We start from the raw sequence: 23,498 nt of genomic DNA on the forward strand, positions 1-23,498 counted from the left end.
ATGTTAGGTATCATTTTCCAAAACCCTTATTTTCCTATAGGTTTGATATTATGAACTTAAAACCCATTAGAACAGAATCAGATTATCAACAGGCATTAAAAGAAATCGAACAAATTTTTGATGCTGAACCTAATACACCAGAATATGAGAAATTAGATATTTTAACGACTTTAGTAGAAGTCTATGAACAACAAAATTATCCTATTGATCCTCCATCTCCTATTGCAGCTATATTATATTATTTAGAAAGTCGTAATCAAGGAGTTTCTACTTTTATTGAAAATTTAAAACATCATGGGGTTAGTGAAGAAATAATTAATATAGCTTTAAATGAAATGACTCACTGATTATTGATTATCATGTCATCAAATAATTGCAGTCAGAGGTAAATTAAATCTATGACCATAACTTATCAAATAGACTTCAATATCTGGCTTGAAGAAACAGCCAAATTATTACTAGAAAATTGCTAGACAGAAATAGATAAAGAACATTATCAAATCTTCCCAATATTTGGACATCGTTAAACCTGCATTTAGATCCCCGACTTCTTTGATAAATTATCATTATTTACAAAAGATTAAATTAAGAAGTCGGGGATCTTTAGCCTGATTGAATCACCCTAGAGAATTTGTGATAAAAATTTCCTGGTTCTCTCTTCTTTGGGATTAGTAAAAAAGGTGTCGGGGGTAGAGGATTCAACTAATAAACCGCTGTCCATTAGCACTACTCTATCAGCAACTTCTCGCGCAAATCCGACTTCATGGGTAACAACTACCATTGTCATTCCGTCATTAGCAAGATTTCGCATTACGTCCAAAACTTCTCTTACCATTTCTGGATCTAATGCTGATGTCGGTTCATCAAATAACATGATTTTCGGTTGCATTGCTAATGCACGCGCTATGGCTACTCGTTGTTGTTGTCCACCAGATAATTGTCCTGGATATTTTTGTGCTTGTGCTAAAATTCCCACTCTTTCTAATAATTGCATTGCTAATTCTTCGGCTTTAACTTTGGATATTTTGCGGACATATATTGGTGCTAAGGTGATATTTTCTAAAACTGTTAAATGGGGAAATAAGTTAAATTGCTGAAATACCATTCCCACTTCTCGACGAATTGTTTCAATATTTCTTAAATCATGACTGAGGGTAATCCCGTCAATGGTAATAATTCCTTGTTGATATTCTTCTAAGGCGTTGAATGTTCTAATAAAGGTTGATTTTCCTGAACCGGATGGTCCCATTAAAACAACCACTTCTCCCCGTTCTACGGTTAAACTTACACCTTGGAGGGCATGGAATTTACCATACCATTTGTGAACATCTTTAGCAATAATTATCGGTTTTGATTCTGTCATATATTCCTTTTGTGTAGTTTAAGATTTAAATAGATATTTAGGAATGTTGGGTTTCCTTGCGTCAACCCAACCTACGATGTTAATTGTTTTTCTAAGTTTTTAGCAGCTAAGGACATTGAATAACAAAATACCCAATAAATCAAACCGATAAATAAATATACTTCTGCATATCTTCCTAAAAATTGCGGTTGTGCTAAGATAGAACGTGCCATTCCTGTTAATTCTACTAATCCCACTAATGATAAAAGGGAAGTATCTTTAAATAAGCCAATAAATTGACCAACAATTGCGGGAATAACTGCGCGTAAGGCTTGGGGTAATATGACTAATATGAGTAATAAAGGTGTATTTAATCCTAGTGCTTTTCCTGCTTCTATTTGTCCTCTGGGAATTGCTTGTAGTCCTCCGCGCACATTTTCAGCCATGTATGCTGCACTAAATAATATTAGTCCCACAATACCTCTGAGTAAACGATCTAAACGTAAATCTGCTGGTAAGAATAAGGGTAACATAACTTGAGCTAAAAATAGAATCCCAATTAAGGGTAATCCTCTAACAATTTCAATATAAAGAATAGAAAACCACCGCACTACAGGTAAATTGCTGGTTCTTCCTAATGCGAGTAAAACTCCTATGGGAAAGGAAAGTAAAATACTAATTATTGCCATTAATAGGGTAAGTAATAACCCATTCCATAAGTTTGTAGATACAGGTTGTAATCCTAAACCACCACCAATTAACCAAATAATTATGAAAGAAGATGATAACCAGATTAGAGAAAGCCAAGGTGTGATGATTTTAGTAAAATTTTGACCAATTATCAAACCTGCAAATATTAAACCTGTAATTAATAATAACCATAAACGGCTTGTTAATGGTATGGGGAAAATAAACAGTGAAATCCCCATAATCACAACAGCAATCAAAGAATTGCGGTTTGTGAATATTGCTTTTTTGGTAAATGCACTCGCTGTAATTGCAGTTAAAGTTGTAGATATTCCCAAAACAACCCAAATCCGCCAATATAAACTTTGGGGAAATCTTCCTACTAAAAATAAGTGTAAATTAACTTGGATTACTTGCCATTGTGCTTTAGTAATTAACCAAATTGCAAATCCTTGAACTAACCAAAATAGAAAGATAAAACAAACAACAGTTAGTAAACTATTGTACCAATTATTAAAGAGATTTTTTCTTAACCAAGTCAGGGGGTAATTATTCATGAGTTCTTGTTTGATGTCTTGCTTGAATTCTGTCAGCGATTGCTTTTTTGCGTACATCTCTATCTGACAAATCTCCTGATCCTTCTAGTAAAAATTTGGGATAACCACCCATTCGTTCTAAAACTGTTTTAGCTGAAATTGGATAATTGTTAACAGGTGTTTCCAATGATGAGATAAATTGTAATACAAGTGGGATTTGTTGATCACTAAGATTAGCGATCGCTTGTAAGAGTTCCTGGTGTGGGTTGGTGGAGTACATGGTGATTGATTTATGTTGTGATGATTACAATTTTAGCAAATAGGACTCATAATTTAACTATTTATCTTTCCTTAATCTGTACAGAACGATTAAATAAATTCATGGTGAAAGAAATTATCAAACACAAAGTCAGATAGGTAATCATAATTAACAGCATGACTTCTACCGCTTTCCCAGTTTGGTTAAAAGTGGTAGAAGCAACAAAATAAATATCAGGATAACCGATAGCGATCGCTAAACTGGAATTTTTTGTTAAATTGAGATATTGACTGGTTAATGGGGGAATAATCACCCGCAAAGCTTGGGGAAAAATCACCAACCGCATTGCTAAACCTGGTTTTAACCCCAGAGATTTGGCTGCTTCTAGTTGTCCTGTCGGGACTGATTGAATTCCCCCGCGCACAATTTCCGCAATAAATGCACCTGTGTAAAAAGTTAACCCCAATAATAAACTAGAAAATTCTGGAGACAAGGTAAACCAGGGAAATTGAATTCCATTTTGGCTAAAATTAGCAAACCCCAAAAAGGAAACTTTATTTTCGGCTTTAGGAAAACTCAAGAAAACTGCAAAATACCAAAATAGCAATTGCAATAATAATGGAGTATTCCGAAAAACTTCTACATAAACCAGACTAATTTTCCTCACTAACCAATTATCTGATAATCGCGCAATTCCCGCAGTAATTCCCACAATTGTGGTGAGACAAATTCCCATTATTGCTATTCTTAAAGAATTAACTAATCCTACTAATAAAGCATAATTATAGGCATCCGTTGGTTGATAATTAATGAGAGTTTCACCAATATCAAAAGATGCTTGTTGCTTGAGAAAATTAAATCCAAATTGAATTCCTAATTGCTGTAAATTTCGTCTGACATTCCCCCACAAGATAATAACTATAACTACTGCTAAAAATACAAAAATTAGCTGGATAGCATTTTGCCAAAAGCGATAATCACGCCACAAAGGAGGTTTTGAATTGGCCATTGGTCAGTTGTTAGTTGTTAGTAGGGGCGAAGCATTTGGAAGATAAATTGTCGGTCATTGCCAAAAATAGTTCTCCAAATGCTTCGCCCGTACAGTTGTTAGTTGTTAATAATAATAAAGTTCTTTTGCTTCTTTAGCGGAAAGGTGGAGAATAGAGTAATCCTCCTTTTGAGGAAATTTGATTTTGTCCGCGCGGGAGATTTAGTTTTGTTTTTGCTCCCAAATTGCGATCATAAATCTCGCCATAATTACCAACGTGCTTGATAATTTTGGCAGCAAAATCCTTTGTTAAACCAATTCCTTCGCCCAGGTTTCCTTCTGTTCCTAAAAAACGTTTAATATCGGGATCTTTACTATTAGCAAACTCGGCTAAATTTTGAGAATTAATTCCCAATTCTTCTGCTTTCACCAAAGCATAAACAGTCCATTTGACTATATCACTCCACTTACTGTCACCCTTAGCAACTGCTGGCGCTAGAGGTTCAGAAGAAAGAACATCATCTAAAATGATATTATCTTCTGGCTTAGGTAAGGTTGTCCGTCGAGAAACCAGTGCAGAACGGTCTGTGGTGACAGCATCACAACGTCCTTCTGCATAAGTGGCAAAGGTGATATTCACATCTTCAAAAACAACGGGTTTATAAGTAATTCCCCGTTTCCGCATTTGGTCTGCTAAATTTTGTTCAGTAGTAGTTCCAGTTTGCACACAAATGGCTTTGTCTTTCAGGTCTTTGATAGATTTAATATTGCTATTTTTACGCACCATGACGGCTTGACCATCATAAAATACCACAGGTGCGAAATCTAAACCTTGGGAAGTTGCACGGCTAAAAGTCCAGCTAGTATTGCGACTGAGAATATCTACCTCTCCAGTTTGCAAAGCTGTAAATCGCTCCTTAGTGTTGAGATTGCGATATTCTACCGCGTCTGGATTGTCAAATACTGCTGCGGCAACAGCCCGACAAATATCAACGTCAATGCCGCTATATTTGCCGTCAGTGCCGACAAAACTAAATCCTGGTAGTTCACCACTAACGCCACAAACAAGCTGTCCACGGCTTTTAATGCGATTCCAGAGAACGCGAGTAACTTGTCCTTGGGGGGTGCTAACGGGATTTTGTGTATTATTTTGTGGTTGATCATTACAGCCACTCAGAATTATGATTAAAGGGGCGATCGCTAAAGGCATCCCTATCCCCTGTAAAATGACAGATAATTTACTAAATTTCATAATTGTTTTTTCTCAAGAATCTTCTTTATAATTGAAACATTTATTGATACTCGTGGCAAATATATCCTCTTAGGAGTATGACTAACGGCACTCCAGCTATTAAACTGGATTTCTGTAGATGAGATTTAATTACAAGAAAACCTCTTAATTAAGAATATGCTAAATTTTCTCAACTCTCTTCTCGGTCGCCATCCAGAGCAAATCAAAGCCAATGTAGAAATTTACACTTGGCAAACTTGCCCCTACTGCATCCGCGCTAAAATGCTACTATGGTGGAAAGGTGTTAATTTCACCGAGTACAAAATTGATGGCGACGAAACAGCCAGATCAAATATGGCAGAACGCGCCGACGGCCGCCGTAGCGTCCCCCAAATTTTTATTAATAATCAACATATTGGCGGTTGTGATGACCTGTATCAATTAGATGCAAAAGCTCAACTTGACCCTCTGTTATTTGAGGTTGCGGGTAATGGGTAATGGGTAATTGGTAATTGGTAATTGGTAATTTCCTTCTTCCTCCTTCCTCCTTCCTCCTTCCTCCTTTCTTCCTTCTACTGAACTCCTGACTCGGTGACTCCTGAACTCCTGACTCCTTCCCCCAATGCTTGAACACCCAGAATATTTACAACATCGAAAATGGATGAATCACGCCCTGGAATTGGCACGGGTGGCGGGTGATGCTGGTGAAGTTCCTGTGGGGGCTGTGATTGTTGACACAGATAATCAATTGGTTGCTGTGGGTGAAAATCGCAAAGAGCGAGATCAAGATCCGACTGCACACGCAGAAATTATCGCGATTCGGGCTGCTAGTCAAATTTTACAAAGTTGGCGCTTGCATCAATGCACTTTATATGTCACTCTAGAACCCTGTCCGATGTGTGCCGGTGCGATAGTTCATGCCCGATTGGGAAAATTGATCTATGGCGTGGACGATACCAAAACTGGCGCAATTCGTACTGTTATTAACATCCCTGATCATCCAGCCTCTAATCACCGTCTGAAAGTGCTAGGAGGTATTCTAGAATCAGACTGTCGAGAACAATTACAAAATTGGTTTGCTACCCAACGTCAACAAAAATAACAGACACAGATAAAACTGTCCAAATGGGAAAACACAAGTTACCCAAGAAAATCTACGGTGGACATAATCAAGTGTGTGTCATCTTTTATTCGCCAAAAAATCAGCCACCGTTATGATCAAATCATACTTTGCTTCTACCAACCGCCATTCTCAAACTAAAAATACGCCTGTAAATCCTTCGGTGCTTCAGAATACCTCGCGGGTTTCGCCTTGGTTAATCCGTGTTGCTTATCTTCTAGGACACTACATGGTTTTGCCATCTTTCTTTGGGCATATTAAGGTGACTGGAAGAGAAAATATTCCTACAAGTGGACCGGTAATTCTTGCCCCTACCCATCGTTCCCGCTGGGATTCCTTGGTTTTGCCCTATGCTACTGGTCGTTGTGTGACGGGTAGAGATATGCGATTTATGGTAACGAGTAATGAATGTCAGGGGTTGCAAGGTTGGTTGGTGCTGCGAATGGGGGGTTTTCCTGTGAATATTGAACGTCCAGCGATCGCAACTCTCCGGCATACGGTAGAGTTAATGCAGCAGGGGGAAATGTTAGTTATTTATCCCGAAGGTGGCATTCATCGTGATGGTCAACTTCATCCCCTGAAGCCGGGAATCGCTCGTTTAGCTGTGACGGCTGAATCTACCTATCCAGGATTAGATATTAAAGTTATTCCTGTCGGTATCCATTACAGTGAACCCTATCCTCATTGGGGTACTGATGTGAGTATTCATATTGGTGAACCTATCAAAGCCGCAGATTATATGAATGGAAATTTAAAACTAGAAGCCAAAAGGCTGACGGCAGATTTAACCCATAAATTAAAACAATTAAGTCATCAAGAAGTAAAAATTAGCGATCGCATTTTTGCAAAAATTCATAATTAAAATCAGGTAGGGGCGCAGGGCTTGCGCCCATTCATAAGTTACAATCAGCAAAATTCCTCCCCTAGTTCCCATTACTTACAGGTATTTAACAAATATAATCCGATTTCAGGAATTTTTTTCAGTTAATATGTAAAAGCTAAAACCTGTAGCCAAAATATTTGGTAGCCATATTACATAACTGTAGATATTTCCTGAAATAATTAAAGCATTAATAACCGCCTCAAATATTTTCATTAACCCCAGAATTACTAAAGTAACTGTAAAACTATTATATTTAATCCTTGGTTGCAAATTAATTCCTATAGCTGTACCCAAGAAAGCCAATACAGCGCAGGAAATAGGTAGGGTAAATCTTTTTTGAAGATTAACTTGTAATTTGATTAGATTCGGGATATCTCCTGCTTTTTTTGCAACTAACAATCGTTGATAAATTTGAAATATATTCATTTCTCTATGATCTAATTTTTCCCTATCTAGTTGAAATTGCCGAGATATACTAGAAAGATTAAGGCGAATTTCATCAAATTTAATTCCCTGACCATAAGAACCATCTGGATTAATTATACTCTTGACACCATTATAAAAAAACCAATATTTGTTTCCTTCATTCCATTCAGCAAATTTAGATTTTATAATTACCTTCAATCCCCGATTATCTCTAATTAATAAGGTAACTTCTTGCATTTTTCCATCACTAAATCTCTCTGAGTAAAAGAAGTATTTAAGATAATTATCTTTATCAGATATTTGTTCATAATTTCTGTTGGCTAATTCTTTATAAACAATGTGATGACTTTTAAGATCCCATCTATTTATATTCATCACTTCCTCTAAGGTAATAGCAGCTTTATAGTTAGAGATAGGGACAATACCCTCATTAAGAATAAATAGGATTAATGAAAGAATAAGACTTAGATGAATCGCTGGACAGATTAATTTATACAAACTTATTCCACAACTTTGTAAAGCAATAATTTCACTGGTAATTGATAATTTATTATAAACGAATATTGTGGTCATTAAAATAGCAATTGGTACAGCCAAAACAATAAACTCAGGTACTTTAAGAATGTGTAAATATATTAAAGTACCGAAAGATATTTGTTCCGTCAGGAGAAAACTAAATTGCTCGAATGATATACCAATTGATTCCGCAACAACAGTAACAATAACTATGGTAAATAGTAAAATCGGGGTAATTTCCGAGATTAAATAGCGCTCTAATAATGATATGCGAGGAAAAATATTTATTTTTTTCATTTATCATTTTGCTGGTTATGTAGTTGCAGCAGTTGACGATATTTTGATATACAGATATTAGTGATAAAAATTTTGTGGTGCGCTTATTAATCTTATTTTTGTTTTTCGCAAACTGCTGGTTAAGTTATTTTTGGAAATGTTGGGTTTCGCTGTCGCTCTACCCAACCTACTACTACTCTAAATATTGCATAAGAGTAATTCATAAATTACCCCTACTTTTGTTTTTACGTAAGTCCTATTTATGCTTCACTTTACCTGCGGATGAAATCACGTGCTTGACTAGCTGCTGCTCGTACTTCAGCTTGACAGGTAGTATTTCTTTGACTGATACCAAATCTGTTTACACACTCCCCTGCTCCCTCCGTAGCTGCTGTATTGATATCTCCAGAAGTTGTACTTTCAGTAACTGTATAACTTGTTCCCAGTGAGGGAACACTAACAGTCAAAGTTCTAGGGGGAGTTTGAGTTTGAGTTTGAGAGGTAGTATTTCCACCTCCTCCACTAGGAGTTTGAGTTTGAGAGGTAGTATTTCCACCTCCTCCACTAGGAGTATTACTTGATGTGTTACCACCACAGGAGGTAATCATTAAACCAACCAGTAGAAATCCAAAAAGCCCATGAGTTGAAAAAATTCTTAACATAAAGTAGTTTTACATAGATTTACTTATCCCACTCTAAATCTAAAAATCTCAACTCCTGTCTAAGTAATGATTGTCTTGTGACTGTTTTATGATTAACTTAGAGGTTGTTGAAAAAGTTTTTGATTGTAATATTAGACACTTGTTAATTATTCAATCTGCTTCTTTCAAAGGGATTTTAGAGGCATATAAGATTTGTTGATACATGATGAGAGACTTTTTATGAGAGAATAAATACTGTCAGTAATAATATGTTTTTAGGTGATGAGAAGCCCTAATAATGATCAAAAAAAGAAAAGAATTACCGTGACAGCCTCTTGTCAATGTATAAAGAAGGCCGAAATGGCTTTAATTAGACTAGGATTTGAATCAAAATCCAATTTTGCTAAACATCATTTATCTAGAACAACAGTTACCAAATTTTTTCAGGCTCAACCAATTTCAGTTGACTCCCTGAAAAGGATATGCAGAGAGTTAGAATTGAATTGGGAAGATTGTTTACCAACAGAAGAAATAATTAATAATAACCAAGAGAAAAAGACAAGAGAAAATAACAATTATTCCAATTACCAATTACCAATTACCAATTACCAATTACCAATTACCAATTACCAATTACCAATTACCAATTACCAAATATAGCATTTCCTAGTCTAATGAAGTACAAAACTATCTACGTTTGTCAGCGTCCATCTGCGTTTAATTATTATTGCTTGTACTTCACTAAAATAGGAATTGATATACCAATTAGCGGTTCCAATTACGAATTATTTATTACCTACTCCAATTACTAATTCCCAGTTATTAAGTTTGCCCACGTCTAGGGCAGCGTAGTCAATGACTTGTAATTGCCAGTTACCTTTTGCGGGTAAAGAAAGTAATTGTTTCAGGGACGGATGCGATCGCACTGTGTAAGTGTTTTGTAATTGATTACGACGACCTAATGTGCGACTTTGTAATAGAATTCGCTGATTATTAGGAGCAATTAAATAAACTTCTAAATCTCCTAAAAAATCATGGGTGATATTCACGGTAACTTGGATATCTGTGACATTGACAGCTTCATTAATAGCGATCGCACTTTTAATTCCCTGTCTATTATTATCAGGAATATTCACAACTTGAGAATTTTTGACCTGAATTTGTTTATTCGTAATTTTAGCAACCGCACCCATCTGCTGCGCTAGTCTCACAGCCTTAGCAGCATTAACTTTGCCATAACCAAACCATTGACTATGACCATTACTATCATAAGTACCACCACGCACACCCAACTGAAGATCAGGGTTATTATCCACTATTTTATCAGCCGTATCTTGCAGAATCCGTTTAACTTGTTGAGCCGTTAAATCAGGATTAGCTGATAATACCAAAGCCGCTACTCCTGCCACAATGGGAGTAGAACTGGAAGTACCGCCAAAGTTTTTAGTAAAATTTCCAGCATCATAACCAGCCGCACCTATTTGATCTGTTGTAAATACTCCCAATCCAAATAGAGAAGAAACAATTGCCGGTTGTGTATAAACAAAACCAGTTTCTTGAAACCACATTCCTGGAGGAGCATTATTACTGGGAGCGCAAACAGAAACATTACCTCCCCAATTACTATAAGCAGCCTTTTTATTTAAACTAGTAGACGCAGATACAGTCATCACATCAGGATGAACAGCAAAACCGCTTAACCAATTTGTCTTCCCTTGAACAATATTTTTCGGCCAATTCTGTTCATTTATAGTCCCATTAATGGGACGATTAGCATTTCCGGCTGCGAAAACAATCACACATCCTTTCCCCTTGCGTCCATTGGTAGCAGCCCGGTTAATGGCGGCTTTTTGCCGAATAGAAAGGGGAAAATAAACAGCAGAAGCTCCCCAACTACAAGAAATTACACTTGCGCCTTTTTCTATAGCCCAATTAAAAACATCTTCAATTGATTGATCATCTAAAAAACCAGTAGTGCGAATGGGCATCATTGCACAGCCAGGAGCAACTCCCACAATTCCTGAACCATTTTCTTCAGCTACAGCTAATCCTGCACAAGCAGTCCCATGACTAGTTTCTTTTTCTCCAGGTAAGGGTAAAAAATCATTTTCTTTTAAATCTCTAGGAGCAACAATTTTACCTGTACCTTGAAAATCTGGATGTTTTAAATCAAAGGAATCATCTACTACAGCCACCACGATAGAACGCACACCACGAGTAGTATCCCAAGCTTGTTCTACGGAAATATGCGAACCAGCTACCAATTGATTACTACTATTATGATTGAGATACCATTGCTGGGAATAAAGAGAATCTTTGGGTTTATAATTGGGTTCTTGTTGAATGAGAATATTCGGTTCAGCCGCTAAAACTTCTGGCAATGTTTGTAAATAATTGGTAATTTTAACGGGATTTTGTGTGGATTGTTTACTAACAAGAAAAATGAAGGTATTTGGTATGCCGAATACTGGTTGATCTTGAACTAAATTCAATGTACTGGTAATAGTATTAATTTTAGTATTATCTACCCAAGTAGCAAATTGAATGGTAATTTGGTCACTGAGATAAACAAATGTACCAGGATTATTTTCCAATGTATAAACATGACTCACAAAATCTACATTTTCATCATTGCGTAATTGAGACATAACTGCATCTAGCTGATTAGGAAAAACCGTATATAGTTCTAATTTTGCTTGAGGAATACTCCGCCGCCATACGCTACCAGGAATCTGTGTTAATTTTTCATGGCGGAAATTAGCATTGGGACGGATAGTAAAACGATATAGCGTTTTTTCTAGCATTAGCTCTTCACCACCCCGTTGTAAGATTAGTGACTGGCTGTTATTTGCTACATCTGATTCAGGAAAATTCGCAGGATTAATATTATTACTCATAAGAATTGGGGATTGGTGGAATTAGCCAAATTGAAAAAACCTTGATTCATAGGTTGGGTTGTAGAACGTTTATGTTCCCACAGCAATGGGACAAAATCCAACGCATTTGTTGGCTTTCCTTGGGTCAACCGAACCTACAAAAAATGGCGAATATATTGTGAATATATTCTATTTTGTGGTGATTTGTAATTCAATTCGTTGTCCGAGTACCCCTAAAGTCCGTTCCATTGTAGATAATTTTGTGGCGTGGTGGGGATCTAGGATACGTCTTACTTCCTTTTCATGGATATTGAGAGTAGAAGCAAGCTGGACTTTGCTAATACCTTTTTCACGCATTGCTAGATATAGTGCAGCTTTTATTGCTGTCTGCGCTGGTACGGCTACTAAATATTCTTGATTTTTGGGTTGTGATGGTTGGGGGATTTCTAGCTTATCATCAATCCGAAGAGCGATCGCTTCTTCTAAACAATCAGCAGCTTCATTAAGTGCTTCTTCCAAAGAATTACCTTGAGTAATGGCTTCTGGTAAATCAGGAAATGTCACCACAAATCCACCATCTTTTTCATCAGCAGTCAGCAAGGCTGGATATACAAATTGAGTCATAATAATCCCGGTGTTAAATTTCATGATCTTCAATTCCAAGCTGATTTAACATTGCTTTGAAAGTGCCAGTTTTTAGTTCATCTTTGGGGTTGCGAACTATAGTAAAGCGATCGCCAAAATAGAGTGTTACATGACTTCCTTTGCCACGTTTTTGATCAACGTAAGCTTCAATACCACGCTCTTTTGCTAACTTTTTCACTTTTCTGATAAACTCGCTTCCTTTCATAATGACATTATCGGACAATCTTGTCCGATAGTCAACTAAAAAACTTAATTTTGTTTGTCTGATAGGGTAGCCATATCAGGATTTACAAGATGTTCTTTGGTGATGATGTAGCTAAAGAACGGAAAGTAGGATAATATAGATGTAATCACTTAGATATTTAAATCTAATATGAGTATTAATTTATTAATCGAAAAAATTACAGAACAAATGCAGGAAGAAGCAGAAATGCAAATCCGCAACCAGAAAAAATCATTTAAGCGATTACCTTATCATAAATTAGACACACCATGAATTAATCTCTTTGTTCCTATTTAACATTTTCCACTATAGGTTGTAATACCACCAAATGCAAATTATATCTAGTATCTGCTTGCAAATAACGTTGTTGGAGTGGTTGCCATTCTTGCCATAATTGATAACGATTTGCGGCTAGTAGCGTCGTTAATCCATGTAATTGAGTATCCAGTTCTGATTTGAACATATTCTCTAACCATTCATGTAAAACCATATTATCTTGGATCATTCCCAAGATTTCTTGGATGCTTTTAATATCATGAAGATGTGCGGTAAAAGACTCACCATATAATTCAGTAAATAACTCCATTTGGTAGCGGAGACCTTTGGCTTGTTTCCGTAAACTATGCAAAGTTTTACCTTCTATTTTCAGATGTTCTTCTAATTGCTTGGGTGTCCATTTTGTTTGCACTACTATTTCTGATTTAACAATTTTAGTCCCAATTAACCATCCTGGATGTAAGCAAAATTCACTAACTTCTGGTGAGAGTAAATCTGGTAATACATGATAAATTGGTACTGATGAAAAACTTTGATAACTGGGATTTTCTAACCAATGTTCACATTCATTTTTAAAAGATTTATAAACTTCATCTTGAAATATATTCTGCACATGAGAAACGGCAATTTCTCGTTGTTTATGCAATTCCTTAAAAGCGGTTTCTAGAGATTTTTGTTCTTTTTCAAGTAAATGCGGTTTGTAATTCTTTTCCAGGATTTCTGCAAGCACATCTAAATCTCTGAGACCACCTAAAATTGTAGCAAGTTTACCAATATTTTTATCACTAACTAATTTTGGTAAAAATAAATATCTCTCGAATCTACTAACAGCAGTTCGTAAGCGCCGCATTCCCACACGCATTTGGTGGAGTGGTTCTGGATCTTCGTCTTTTTTAACTGCTTTTTCCCATTTTATCGTTTTTTCAAAATGTTTTTCAATGGCTTGATGTGCAGTTTCACCAAGAGTTTTGATAGATGTTTCTGAAGGAATTTTCATAAATAAAAAAAATTAGCAATATAGCAATCCCAAATAAGATACAGGTATTTCTCTTCCCTCTCTTCCTCTGCGCTCTCTGCGTCTCTGTGGTTCGTTACCTCCATTTCCCGTAAGGGATACACAAATCAAATAGAATTGCTCATAATATCTAAAGATTAGTGGAAATAGCTTGTACGGGACAGGTAGGAATACATTGTTCACAAACAATACAGCGCGATCGCACAAAAGTGAGTTTATATGTCTCTGGATTAATAGCCAAGGCTTCAGTGGGACAAACCCCCGTACATAAACCACAGTGAACGCATACATCCTCATCAATGATAATTTCACCTAAACCCAGGGAAACATGAATATGTTGCGATCGCATCCATTCAATTGCTGCATCTAACTGATCAATGTCTCCCAATAATTCTACTACCAGTTTACCAATTTGGTTAGGCGCAACTTGGGCGCGAATAATATTCGCAGCGACATTAAAATCCTTTGCTAGTCGGTAGGTAACAGGCATTTGAATCGCCCGTTTAGGAAAAGTCAGGGTAACTCTTTTTTTCATTATGTTAGAAAACAGTAAACTAGATGATGAACTAAGTTAATAAGTCTTAATAAATTGATTATGAGTACCCAAGCCCCTGTAAATTCTAGTAACCGCATCAAAAACTTCTTAATTGCCATTGTAGCGATCGCTTTGGGAGTTGCCCTCTTCTTAGGACTTAAAACTGATTCTACCTCAGTTTCCCTGGCGGAATTGGGTAAAACTGCTATTCCCTTAGAAGTAGCCCTCAGCAACGGAAAACCTTCTCTAGTCGAGTTTTATGCCGATTGGTGTACAGTTTGCCAGAAGATGACACCCGACATGGCCAAACTCCGAGAAAAGTACAATAACAACCTGAATTTTGTCATGTTGAATGTTGATAATACCAAATGGTTGCCAGAAATGCTCAAATATCGAGTAGATGGCATTCCCCACTTTGTATTTTTGGGTAAACAAGGAGAAACCATCGCTGAAACCATTGGTGATATTCCCCGCACCATTATGGCTAGTAATTTAGAAGCTTTAATTACTGGTTCTACCCTTCCCCACATTCAAGGTAATGGTAAAACCTCCCAATTTTCCGTCTCAGTCGCCACAGATGGAAATCAAGATGATCCTCGCAGTCATGGTAGCCAAGTTGTAAATTAGATGATTGGGGATTAGGAATTGGGAATTGGTATTATTTAATTATTGACTAAAAAAGCATCAAATTTTTTCATGTCTTCCATAAATATAGCAATCCTATTTGATTTATAAAGGAAAGGAGGTTCAGATCCCCGACTTCTTGAAGAAGTCGGGGATCTTTGTATTCGTTCATAATCTATTAACTCTATTCACCAATTATTCAAGCTTGATTAGTTCTTCAGCAATTTTTTTTCTCAATGCAATCATAGCTCTATTCCTTGAGAAATTGCAGGTAAAATATAAGGTTTAGCGTGTTGTGCTTCCATCAAATCAAGAGAAAAATCTTCAGCAATATCCAAAAGAACACCCACTGCTTTAAAATAATCTTTTTCTGGTAAACCCCAAACAGCTAAATCAATATCAGAACGCCAACTCATTTGTTGATGATCCAATAAAGAACCGAATAAGACAACTTTTTCTGCGCCAAATCTTTCTTTCAAGATTTTGGCACATTGTCGCGCAATTTTCAAACCTTGTTTTTGGCGTTCTTGCATAGCGACTAGAAACTGAGGACGATTTTTTCTAGCCTCTAAAACCTCTTGGATAATTCGTTGTTTAGTAGCTTCATTAATGAGACTCATAGTTTCTCAAATATGGGAATTTTCTAAAATAATTATAACTTAAAGTTTCAGATCCCTGACTTCTTCAAGAAGTCAGGGATATTTTTATTTCTGTCCTCAAAGTAAGATAGTGTATGATTGTCTTTTTTCTCAAAATTTACTATGGCTACAATTAACGACAACTACCTGAAACTCAAAGCTGGTTATCTGTTTCCAGAAATTGCGCGACGGGTAAATGCTTTTGCACAAGCTAACCCTGATGCTAAAATCATTCGCTTGGGGATTGGTGATGTCACCGAACCCTTACCAGAAGCTTGTCGCACAGCCATGATTAAAGCTGTAGAAGATATGGGCGATCGCTCATCTTTCAAAGGATATGGCCCAGAACAAGGTTATAATTGGTTAAGGGAGAAAATCGCCACCCACGACTTCCAGGCACGGGGAGCAGCCATAGAAGCCGATGAAATCTTCATTTCCGACGGTTCTAAGTGCGATTCCGGCAACATTCTCGATATTTTTGGCAAAAATAACATCATCGCCGTTACAGACCCCGTATACCCCGTTTACGTAGATACCAACGTCATGGCAGGTAACACCGGAGATGCTAATGAAAAAGGTGAATATGGTGGTTTAGTTTATTTACCTGTTACTGCTGAAAACAATTTTACCGCTGAAATTCCTAGCCAAAAAGTTGATTTAATTTATCTTTGCTTTCCTAATAATCCCACAGGTGCAACTGCAACCAAAGAACATTTGCAAGCATGGGTAAATTATGCCAAAGCTAACGGTTCAATTATCTTTTTTGATGCCGCTTATGAAGCATTTATTACTGATCCTAGTTTACCTCATTCTATTTTTGAAATCGAAGGTGCTAGAGATTGTGCAATTGAATTTCGTTCTTTCTCCAAAAATGCCGGGTTTACTGGAACTCGTTGCGCTTTAACTGTTGTTCCCAAAACCCTCACAGCCAAAGCCGCTGACGGTTCTAATGTGGAAATTTGGAAACTCTGGAATCGTCGTCAATCTACCAAATTTAATGGCGTTTCCTACATTATTCAACGGGGTGCAGAAGCAGTTTATTCAGAAGCAGGACAAGCACAAATCAAAGCTTTGGTAAACTTCTATTTAGACAATGCCAAAATCATCCGTGAAGAACTCACAAACGCAGGTTTAAAAGTTTATGGTGGCGTAAATGCACCTTATGTATGGGTGCAAACTCCTCATGGTTTATCCAGTTGGGAATTTTTTGATAAGTTATTAGAAACTGTGAATGTGGTGGGAACTCCTGGTTCTGGTTTCGGTGCTGCGGGTGAGGGTTATTTCCGTATTTCGGCCTTTAATAGTCGGGAAAATGTCGAAGAAGCTATGAAGCGAATTACCGCTAAGTTTACGGTGTAATTCAAGTTTAATTATTTGTGGTGGGTCATTCCCACCCTAATTTTGTTAAACTTAATCAATCAATAATAATAATAAATGCTATGAGTGTAGCTATTCCTGTTTTCAAAGCCGTTAGTCAGATACAATTAACGCCTGGTAGTACAATTAATATTCCAGATGTTAGCTGGGAAGAATTTGAGGCGATTTTACAAGAACTGGGAGAAAAAAGAGCTTCACGAATTGCCTATAATCAAGGTAATTTAGAAATTATGGTTCCTTTACCTGAGCATGAAATTTCCAAAGATCTAATTTCTGATATTGTTAAAATATTGTTGAAAGCTAAAGGGATTAAATATCAACCTTTTGGTTCAACAACTTTTAAAAAACAAGGTACAGCAGGAATTGAACCAGATGCTTGTTTTTATATTCAAAATTATCAACAAATGATTGGTTTGCGGAGGTTACAACCTGATCATCTACCACCAGATTTAGCTATAGAAATTGATGTGACATCAAAAACAACTCTTGATGCTTCTGAAGCCATTGGAGTTCCAGAATTATGGATATATGATAGTGGTAAATTGGCTATTTATTTGTTGAAAAATGGTAAATATATCAAATCTGATCAAAGTCCCTATTTTGAAGATATAGCTATTACTCAGATTATCCCTAATGTGATCAAAAGGAGTTGGGAAGTAGGCAGTTTTCAGGCTTTAGAAGAATTTGCAGTAAAAATATAATCCATTTTAAGTATCAATTATTACTTAACAGCAGATCAAACATCAAAATCTAGAGATTATTTTGTTAATAAGGGTTGATTGAAGTATAATGTTAGTACAACTAATTTAGAGGTTGATTTATATGAAATTGATCATCAAAAATTTAGGTCCGATTAAAAACAATACTCAAGCCATTGATTTATCGAAAGATTTTTTTGTTTTTGTTGGCCGCAATAATAGCGGTAAAAGCTATGTCGCTCAATTATTATGGGCAATTTTTAATGAAGATATAATTCATAAATTTGCACGTACCAATGTAGAAATAATTGATAATAAAATTGTAGAAAATATAAATAACGTCGCAGTTACTTCTGAGTTAATTGGAGAAATTTTGGATAAATATAGTTTATTTTTGCAAGAAGAGACTAAGAGAGAGATATTTAATATAGGTAAAAATTCCCAAGTACTCAATAATATTGTCATTCGTTTTGAATATGAAAAATCTGAATTATCTGAATTAAGAGAAAAAGAAATTGGAGGAATTGTCAAAATAAAAGATAATGAAGGCAATACATTAGAATATATAGAATTTAAAAAAGATCAAGGAGATTTAATATATAAATTTATAGAGAGACAATTACCAGAGAGTATGAAAGAAATAATTCCTAAAAAATCTTTAGACAGAGATTTACTGGATAAAAAAAAGTTCTTTCTAATTGCAACAATAATTAGAACAATGTTGAAACATTACCATGAGACATTTTTCTTAGCAGCTAGTAGAATTTTCTTTTCTACATTCTATCGTTATATTTATGAGGTTGATAGAAAAAGACGTGAACAAGATATCAAAAAATTGGTAGATTTACTGGAAAATCCCCGCAAGAAAGGAAATATTCAATTATCTGATCTTGAAGAGTTAGATTTTAAAAGAAAATATACAGAACCTATGAATCAGGTTTTTGAAAAACTTTTTTCTCTTGAAGAAAATATTGAGGGACATTATATCAATCTTGTTGAACAGCTACAACAAATTCTTGGAGGTGAGATAAAAGTTATTCGTCCAGAAGGAATTGGTGTGGCAGAACTTTATTTTAAAATAGATTCTGTTGATGAACCTTTGCCCATGTATTTAGCTTCTTCTTCTGTTAATCAACTAACAACTCTCTATTTATATTTAAAATATTGGGCATTAGAAAAGAATAACTTTTTAATGATAGATGAACCAGAAGTTAACTTACATCCTGAAAATCAAATTAAGTTAATCAATATATTAATACAGTTTATTCAAAATGAAACAGGAAATAAAGTATTAATAACAACCCATAGTTCTATGTTAGCTAGTGCTATTAACAACTATATATATTTGGATGTTCTTAAAAGTCGAGTTAATGTCAAAAAAATTATAGAGGAAAATAAATTAAAATATGTTGATTCATCTATTTCTATATCACAAGACAACGTAGGTGTTTATTTTTTCACAGGTGATAAGATAATAGATTATGAAAGTAGTAATGATGGGATCTATTTTAGAAACTTTAGAGAGGTTGAAAACAATTTAGATAACTCACTTCGCATTCTGACTGATTATATTTATCTTCAAGAAGATGAGGTTGAAGATGAGTAAAAATAATAAATTTTATTTAAATAATCCTAAAAAACCAAGTGTTCATTCTCTCAGAGATAAATTACATAAAGCTTTAGCTAAAGAAGAATTTATTGTTGAAATTCCTGTGACTGAAGATGAGATAATTGAAATTGAAGAAGAGACTGTTCCTGTAAAACTTAAAAAAGTCTTTATTCATAAATTAAATTATTCTGATGATAAATCAAAAGTAGAAAAAATTTGGAGAATTAATTTAGAAAAGAATCTATCTGGTATCTCAACTAGTGGTGCGACTCCTGAATGTGCTATTTTGGTTTTACAAAAGTATGAAAGTAGTTATAGATTAAAGATTCTTTTAATTGAATTAAAATCTAGTATAGATGATGAAAAATTAGAAGAAATTCGCAACAAGTTTAGCTGTGCAATGTCTAGAATATATATGTTGCTAGTTTTGAATAATCACTTAAATTTAACTAAAGGTTACAGTGAAGAAGAAATATATATAGATTTTAAGGGTATTTTATTTTATATAAAAAACAATCTAAAAGGTGAATACGATAGAGAATTTCATGAAATATTCAATCATGATAGTTCAGGATCATTAACTTGTGAAACAATTTTAAACAAGGAAGATAAAATTAAAGTTAAATTTTTTTGTTGGCAAGACGAAAAAACAATAAGTTTACAAGACTTATTATCTAAAAATTAATATCAATTCCTATTCTCTCCTTTCCCCCGCAGTTCTAATCAATTCCCCTATCAAAGCCACAATAGCAGTCATCGAAATTAACATCACACTTAAAGCATTAATATCCGGTTTGACTCCCGTTCTAATGCGGCTAAAAATTTCCATTGGTAAGGTATTAGTCCCACTTCCCGCAGTAAAACTAGCAATTAAAAAATCATCCAAACTCAATACAAAAGCCAATAAACACCCAGAAATAATTGCTGGCATTAATTGCGGTAATAAAACTAAAATAAAGGCTTGTATGGGGGTTGCACCTAAATCTAATGCTGCTTCTTCTAAATGAGGATTAATATTATTCATGCGCGAAGAAACCACCAAACCCACATAAGATAGACAAAATACAATATGGGCAGCGATAATAGTCCAGATACTCAAAGGAATAGCAAAGGCTGCTAAACATACTAACGTAGAAACAGCGATCGCAATATCAGGAATTAATAAGGGTAAATAGGCAATTCCCTGATATAATTTCTTACCAGGAAAATCATAACGTGCCAACCCCACAGCCATTAATGTTCCGAACACTGCGGAAACTCCTACTGCACAAAAAGCCACCAACAAACTATTATATAACCCGGATAAAATCCGTTCGTCATTAAATAGTTTTCCATACCATTCCAGGGTGAATCCTTGCCATTTCGCACTATAAGGTGACTGATTAAAACTATAAAAAGCCAGTACCAAAATAGGTAGGTACATAAACACAAATATAACTAGTGCAAAAACTGCCTGCCAGGAAACACGCGGTTTATTTATTTGTTTGTATATATTCATTTTACCTAATATATGCAACTATTTATTTATCGTTATATATTATACTTATTTTTGTCTTTTAAGTCAAGTTCAAAATCCAAAATATAACAATTATATTTTGTCTAATTTATTTCTTAAGTATCAGACATTGACATTACCTCAGATAGACAAAATATATCAAATATAAAGCATAAGATTTGGTAGTACAATCATGAATAAGGGCGGTTTTTTTACTTTTAGCTATTTCCTGTTAGCTATTCAATTTATTTTCAAATAACTGGAAATAGAAATCGGATATTTTAGGAGATTGATAATGAAAATTGCTCAAATTGCTCCACTGTGGGAGAGAGTACCACCACCAGCTTATGGTGGAATAGAATTGGTAGTGGGGTTATTAACTGATGAATTAGTCCGTCGAGGACATGAAGTGACATTATTTGCATCAGGAGATTCTTTAACTTTAGCCAAATTAATATCAGTTCATCCCCGCGCTTTAAGGCTAGATTCTACTATCAGAGATTCAAGTATTTATGAATTTCTACAAATAGCATCAGTCTATGAAAAAGCCGCAGATTTCGATATTATTCATTCCCATATGGGAGTCGCAACATTAACATCTGCAAACCTGGTAACAACTCCTACAGTGCATACCTTACATGGCATTTTCACACCAGACAATGAAAAAATATTTAAACATTGTCGAAAACAGCCTTATATTAGTATCTCTAATTCTCAAAAAGAACCCAGATTAGGATTAAATTATGTAGACACTGTTTATAATGGCATTGATGTTAGTAGTTATGAATTTTATCCTCAACCAACAGAACCATCTTATTTAGCTTTTTTAGGCAGAATGTCTCTAGAAAAAGGACCACATTTAGCAATTGAAATTGCTAAAAAAACTGGTCGGAAGTTAAAACTTGCAGGTAAGGTAGATTTGGTAGATTGGGAATATTTTGAACAAAAAGTTAAACCGCATATTGATGGTCAGCAAATTGAATATTTAGGTGAAGCCAATCATCTCCAAAAAAATGCCCTTATGGGTGGTGCTTATGCAACTTTATTCCCAATTACTTGGCGAGAACCTTTTGGTTTAGTCATGGTAGAATCAATGGCATCAGGTACGCCTGTAATTGCCATGCGAATGGGTTCAACAGCAGAAGTGATTGTTAACGGGGAAACAGGTTTTCTCTGTGATAATGTCGAAGAATGTATTAATGCTATTGATCAAGTCAGGAGTTTAAATCGTTACGCTTGTCGTCAATATGTGGAAGAACATTTTAGTGTTCAGCAAATGACTGATGGTTATGAAGCAGTTTATCAAAAGCTAATTGCAGAAAAATTAGCGCGACAAAATGGTTTTTCTCGCACTGCTTTAGTGAGTTAGTAGGGGTGGGGTTTCCCCACCCAGAGAACTTCTTTCTAACTGCCTTTCTTACTCCTGACTCCTGACTCCTGACTCCTGACTCCTGCTATAAACACCTTTCTGATGTTTGACTTCAACTACTGTATGCACATTCCCACGAGGGGTAAAATCTGTTTTCACGGTGACTTCCAAAGGATCACAAGCAGCGACAAAATCATCTAAAATTTGATTGGCTGTTTCTTCATGGGAGATATAGCGATCGCGGTAGCTGTTAATATAAAGCTTGAGTGCTTTCAACTCTACTACCCTTTCATCTGGAATGTATGTAATATAAATGGTCGCAAAGTCAGGATAACCGGAAAAAGGACATTTACAAGTAAATTCCGGTAAAGTAATATTAACGTGATAGCGTCGCCCAATGCGGGGGTTCGGAAATGTAATTAATTTCCCTTCCGCAATTTCGCGTTCACCATATTTCATTTCTTGACTTGCTGGAGATACAGTTTCAGGTGCAAAGTTACTCATTATATTAGTAAAAAGAAATGCAGAGATTCACAATTATTAACTTAACAGTTTTTAACATTTCTCTCCAGCTTAATGAGTTATTTACTAGGCATCTCCGGTAATTGTGCGTGGTTTGAAACCCTTGTAGAGACGTTCTATAGAACGTCTCTACATTCATTTTCGGAGAGGTCTACTCAATTTCTTTTTCCCAGTCAGGACAATTTTTATCATCCCAACCATGAGGGTGCATAGCACAGACTAACAAATTACCGCTATAAACCTGGCCATGATAGTTACTACAACCAATACAAGCAGCATTTTTTTCTAGTGTAGCTTCTACTTGATATGGAAAACCAGGATCTATATCTTCGGTGATATCTTCCAGTTCCCAGTAAATCTCCAAAATTGGTTCGGCTAAATCTTGTAAAAACTGTTCGTGCAACGTAGCTAAAGTATCAATATCAGCCTCAAATGCGCTTTGTACTTCTTCAGTAATCTGTTCCGTAACTTCAAAAAAAGCGTCTATCATGTCATTCACTCCGAGGAAGAACTGCTCTACTTCATCAGCCACGGTTTCGATCATGTCTATTAAGTCTTTTTGCCACTCTTCCATAACTTATACTCTCAAAGGCTAAAAACATGATGCTAAATGCCGTCTGACTGAAAGTTATAGAGTCTACGGTTAGTAATTGCAACTAAAACCATCTTGGGTATAGCGTCATTTTTCTAG

Annotated in this window: 29 protein-coding genes; 13 read left to right on the plus strand and 16 right to left on the minus strand. The window is 35.5% G+C overall.

All coding sequences use genetic code 11. The annotated features are described in order from the left end of the window. The first annotated feature begins 50 nt into the window (after nucleotides 1–50). Entirely contained in the window at nucleotides 51–347 is a 297-nt protein-coding gene (locus tag HGD76_RS19510) for a helix-turn-helix domain-containing protein (protein WP_039202436.1), read from the plus strand. Nucleotides 348–622: 275 nt separating this feature from the next. Here the strand turns inward: HGD76_RS19510 and HGD76_RS19515 are convergent, their stop codons facing one another. The 4 genes from HGD76_RS19515 to HGD76_RS19530 form a co-directional block, all read right to left on the minus strand. Then, entirely contained in the window at nucleotides 623–1,363 is a 741-nt protein-coding gene (locus tag HGD76_RS19515) for an amino acid ABC transporter ATP-binding protein (protein ID WP_168696754.1), read from the minus strand. Nucleotides 1,364–1,434: 71 nt separating this feature from the next. Beyond that, nucleotides 1,435–2,586, minus strand: a complete 1,152-nt coding sequence (locus HGD76_RS19520) for an amino acid ABC transporter permease (protein ID WP_168696755.1) — start codon at nucleotides 2,584–2,586, stop codon at nucleotides 1,435–1,437. Beyond that, nucleotides 2,579–2,845 carry a hypothetical protein gene (locus HGD76_RS19525; protein WP_148279037.1) on the minus strand — a complete coding sequence of 89 codons (267 nt, stop codon included), beginning with the start codon at nucleotides 2,843–2,845 and terminating at the stop codon, nucleotides 2,579–2,581. Before HGD76_RS19525 ends, HGD76_RS19520 begins: the two co-directional genes overlap by 8 nt. Nucleotides 2,846–2,906: 61 nt before the next feature. After that, nucleotides 2,907–3,833: an amino acid ABC transporter permease gene (locus tag HGD76_RS19530; protein WP_168696756.1), complete on the minus strand. Its 927-nt coding sequence runs from the start codon at nucleotides 3,831–3,833 to the stop codon at nucleotides 2,907–2,909. Between the two features lie 14 nt (nucleotides 3,834–3,847). Here HGD76_RS19530 and HGD76_RS25975 point away from each other — a divergent pair, with 14 nt between their 5' ends. Then, nucleotides 3,848–3,970: a hypothetical protein gene (locus HGD76_RS25975; protein ID WP_267904275.1), complete on the plus strand. Its 123-nt coding sequence runs from the start codon at nucleotides 3,848–3,850 to the stop codon at nucleotides 3,968–3,970. Here the strand turns inward: HGD76_RS25975 and HGD76_RS19535 are convergent. After that, complete coding sequence (locus tag HGD76_RS19535) at nucleotides 3,967–5,064, minus strand: amino acid ABC transporter substrate-binding protein (RefSeq protein WP_168696757.1); 1,098 nt, start codon at nucleotides 5,062–5,064, stop codon at nucleotides 3,967–3,969. The two genes, HGD76_RS25975 and HGD76_RS19535, sit on opposite strands and share 4 nt — an antisense overlap. 156 nt (nucleotides 5,065–5,220) lie before the next feature. On the opposite strand from HGD76_RS19535, the gene grxC reads away from it, so the two are divergent. The 3 genes from grxC (at nucleotide 5,221) to HGD76_RS19550 (ending at nucleotide 7,025) form a co-directional block, all read left to right on the plus strand. Then, nucleotides 5,221–5,541 (plus strand): glutaredoxin 3, encoded by a 321-nt coding sequence (gene grxC, locus HGD76_RS19540; protein WP_148765859.1) that lies wholly within the window; start codon nucleotides 5,221–5,223, stop codon nucleotides 5,539–5,541. A gap of 163 nt (nucleotides 5,542–5,704) precedes the next feature. Further along, nucleotides 5,705–6,145 (plus strand): tRNA adenosine(34) deaminase TadA, encoded by a 441-nt coding sequence (gene tadA / locus HGD76_RS19545; RefSeq protein WP_233467265.1) that lies wholly within the window; start codon nucleotides 5,705–5,707, stop codon nucleotides 6,143–6,145. Between the two features lie 112 nt (nucleotides 6,146–6,257). Beyond that, a complete protein-coding gene (locus HGD76_RS19550) occupies nucleotides 6,258–7,025 on the plus strand; it encodes a lysophospholipid acyltransferase family protein (protein ID WP_168696758.1) in 768 nt (255 codons plus the stop codon). Nucleotides 7,026–7,130: 105 nt separating this feature from the next. Here the strand turns inward: HGD76_RS19550 and HGD76_RS19555 are convergent, their stop codons facing one another. Both HGD76_RS19555 and HGD76_RS19560 read right to left on the minus strand, forming a co-directional pair. Beyond that, a complete protein-coding gene (locus tag HGD76_RS19555; RefSeq protein ID WP_168696759.1) occupies nucleotides 7,131–8,285 on the minus strand; it encodes an LptF/LptG family permease in 1,155 nt (384 codons plus the stop codon). A gap of 251 nt (nucleotides 8,286–8,536) precedes the next feature. After that, nucleotides 8,537–8,926 (minus strand): hypothetical protein, encoded by a 390-nt coding sequence (locus tag HGD76_RS19560; protein ID WP_168696760.1) that lies wholly within the window; start codon nucleotides 8,924–8,926, stop codon nucleotides 8,537–8,539. 339 nt (nucleotides 8,927–9,265) lie between these two features. Here HGD76_RS19560 and HGD76_RS25580 point away from each other — a divergent pair, with 339 nt between their 5' ends. Further along, nucleotides 9,266–9,565 carry a hypothetical protein gene (locus HGD76_RS25580; protein WP_233466935.1) on the plus strand — a complete coding sequence of 100 codons (300 nt, stop codon included), beginning with the start codon at nucleotides 9,266–9,268 and terminating at the stop codon, nucleotides 9,563–9,565. A 125-nt stretch (nucleotides 9,566–9,690) separates the two neighbouring features. On the opposite strand, the gene HGD76_RS19570 is transcribed toward HGD76_RS25580, so the two are convergent. The 3 genes from HGD76_RS19570 to HGD76_RS19580 all read right to left on the minus strand — a co-directional run bounded on the left by HGD76_RS19570 (nucleotide 9,691) and on the right by HGD76_RS19580 (nucleotide 12,631). After that, complete coding sequence (locus tag HGD76_RS19570; protein ID WP_168696761.1) at nucleotides 9,691–11,802, minus strand: S8 family serine peptidase; 2,112 nt, start codon at nucleotides 11,800–11,802, stop codon at nucleotides 9,691–9,693. Between the two features lie 168 nt (nucleotides 11,803–11,970). After that, the gene (locus HGD76_RS19575) at nucleotides 11,971–12,429 is read right to left on the minus strand and encodes a type II toxin-antitoxin system HicB family antitoxin (protein ID WP_210967660.1); all 459 of its coding nucleotides are present in this window, start codon (nucleotides 12,427–12,429) and stop codon (nucleotides 11,971–11,973) included. Then, the gene (locus HGD76_RS19580) at nucleotides 12,419–12,631 is read right to left on the minus strand and encodes a type II toxin-antitoxin system HicA family toxin (RefSeq protein WP_039204799.1); all 213 of its coding nucleotides are present in this window, start codon (nucleotides 12,629–12,631) and stop codon (nucleotides 12,419–12,421) included. The genes HGD76_RS19575 and HGD76_RS19580 overlap by 11 nt, the downstream gene beginning before the upstream one ends. Before the next feature lie 168 nt (nucleotides 12,632–12,799). On the opposite strand from HGD76_RS19580, the gene HGD76_RS25980 reads away from it, so the two are divergent. Further along, complete coding sequence (locus HGD76_RS25980; protein WP_267904276.1) at nucleotides 12,800–12,922, plus strand: hypothetical protein; 123 nt, start codon at nucleotides 12,800–12,802, stop codon at nucleotides 12,920–12,922. Between the two features lie 16 nt (nucleotides 12,923–12,938). Here the strand turns inward: HGD76_RS25980 and HGD76_RS19585 are convergent, their stop codons facing one another. Together HGD76_RS19585 and HGD76_RS19590 are read right to left on the minus strand one after the other, a co-directional pair. Continuing rightward, nucleotides 12,939–13,922, minus strand: a complete 984-nt coding sequence (locus HGD76_RS19585; RefSeq protein WP_168696762.1) for a CHAD domain-containing protein — start codon at nucleotides 13,920–13,922, stop codon at nucleotides 12,939–12,941. 148 nt (nucleotides 13,923–14,070) lie between these two features. After that, a complete protein-coding gene (locus HGD76_RS19590; RefSeq protein WP_015079300.1) occupies nucleotides 14,071–14,475 on the minus strand; it encodes an NIL domain-containing protein in 405 nt (134 codons plus the stop codon). A 60-nt stretch (nucleotides 14,476–14,535) separates the two neighbouring features. Between HGD76_RS19590 and HGD76_RS19595 the strand changes: the two genes are divergently transcribed. Next, on the plus strand, nucleotides 14,536–15,102 hold the full coding sequence (locus HGD76_RS19595; RefSeq protein ID WP_168696763.1) for a thioredoxin family protein: 567 nt from the start codon (nucleotides 14,536–14,538) through the stop codon (nucleotides 15,100–15,102). Nucleotides 15,103–15,341: 239 nt separating this feature from the next. On the opposite strand, the gene HGD76_RS19600 is transcribed toward HGD76_RS19595, so the two are convergent. Beyond that, nucleotides 15,342–15,719 (minus strand): nucleotidyltransferase family protein, encoded by a 378-nt coding sequence (locus tag HGD76_RS19600; protein ID WP_148765882.1) that lies wholly within the window; start codon nucleotides 15,717–15,719, stop codon nucleotides 15,342–15,344. A 141-nt stretch (nucleotides 15,720–15,860) separates the two neighbouring features. Here HGD76_RS19600 and HGD76_RS19605 point away from each other — a divergent pair, with 141 nt between their 5' ends. The 4 genes from HGD76_RS19605 to HGD76_RS19620 all read left to right on the plus strand — a co-directional run bounded on the left by HGD76_RS19605 (nucleotide 15,861) and on the right by HGD76_RS19620 (nucleotide 20,106). Then, nucleotides 15,861–17,096 (plus strand): LL-diaminopimelate aminotransferase, encoded by a 1,236-nt coding sequence (locus HGD76_RS19605; protein WP_168696764.1) that lies wholly within the window; start codon nucleotides 15,861–15,863, stop codon nucleotides 17,094–17,096. Between the two features lie 80 nt (nucleotides 17,097–17,176). Further along, nucleotides 17,177–17,815: a Uma2 family endonuclease gene (locus HGD76_RS19610; RefSeq protein WP_168696765.1), complete on the plus strand. Its 639-nt coding sequence runs from the start codon at nucleotides 17,177–17,179 to the stop codon at nucleotides 17,813–17,815. A 121-nt stretch (nucleotides 17,816–17,936) separates the two neighbouring features. Continuing rightward, nucleotides 17,937–19,418 (plus strand): AAA family ATPase, encoded by a 1,482-nt coding sequence (locus tag HGD76_RS19615; protein WP_168696766.1) that lies wholly within the window; start codon nucleotides 17,937–17,939, stop codon nucleotides 19,416–19,418. Next, a complete protein-coding gene (locus tag HGD76_RS19620) occupies nucleotides 19,411–20,106 on the plus strand; it encodes a hypothetical protein (protein ID WP_210967661.1) in 696 nt (231 codons plus the stop codon). Before HGD76_RS19615 ends, HGD76_RS19620 begins: the two co-directional genes overlap by 8 nt. A 9-nt stretch (nucleotides 20,107–20,115) precedes the next feature. On the opposite strand, the gene HGD76_RS19625 is transcribed toward HGD76_RS19620, so the two are convergent. Continuing rightward, a complete protein-coding gene (locus HGD76_RS19625) occupies nucleotides 20,116–20,844 on the minus strand; it encodes an ABC transporter permease (RefSeq protein WP_233466936.1) in 729 nt (242 codons plus the stop codon). Nucleotides 20,845–21,211: 367 nt separating this feature from the next. Here HGD76_RS19625 and HGD76_RS19630 point away from each other — a divergent pair, with 367 nt between their 5' ends. Beyond that, on the plus strand, nucleotides 21,212–22,285 hold the full coding sequence (locus HGD76_RS19630) for a glycosyltransferase family 4 protein (protein WP_168696769.1): 1,074 nt from the start codon (nucleotides 21,212–21,214) through the stop codon (nucleotides 22,283–22,285). Between the two features lie 48 nt (nucleotides 22,286–22,333). On the opposite strand, the gene queF is transcribed toward HGD76_RS19630, so the two are convergent. Both queF and HGD76_RS19640 read right to left on the minus strand, forming a co-directional pair. Next, nucleotides 22,334–22,789: a preQ(1) synthase gene (gene queF / locus HGD76_RS19635; protein ID WP_168696770.1), complete on the minus strand. Its 456-nt coding sequence runs from the start codon at nucleotides 22,787–22,789 to the stop codon at nucleotides 22,334–22,336. 169 nt (nucleotides 22,790–22,958) lie between these two features. After that, complete coding sequence (locus HGD76_RS19640; RefSeq protein ID WP_015079292.1) at nucleotides 22,959–23,381, minus strand: hypothetical protein; 423 nt, start codon at nucleotides 23,379–23,381, stop codon at nucleotides 22,959–22,961. Nucleotides 23,382–23,498: the final 117 nt, after the last annotated feature.

The sequence above is a fragment of the Dolichospermum flos-aquae CCAP 1403/13F genome (assembly GCF_012516395.1).
Lineage (GTDB): Bacteria > Cyanobacteriota > Cyanobacteriia > Cyanobacteriales > Nostocaceae > Dolichospermum > Dolichospermum lemmermannii.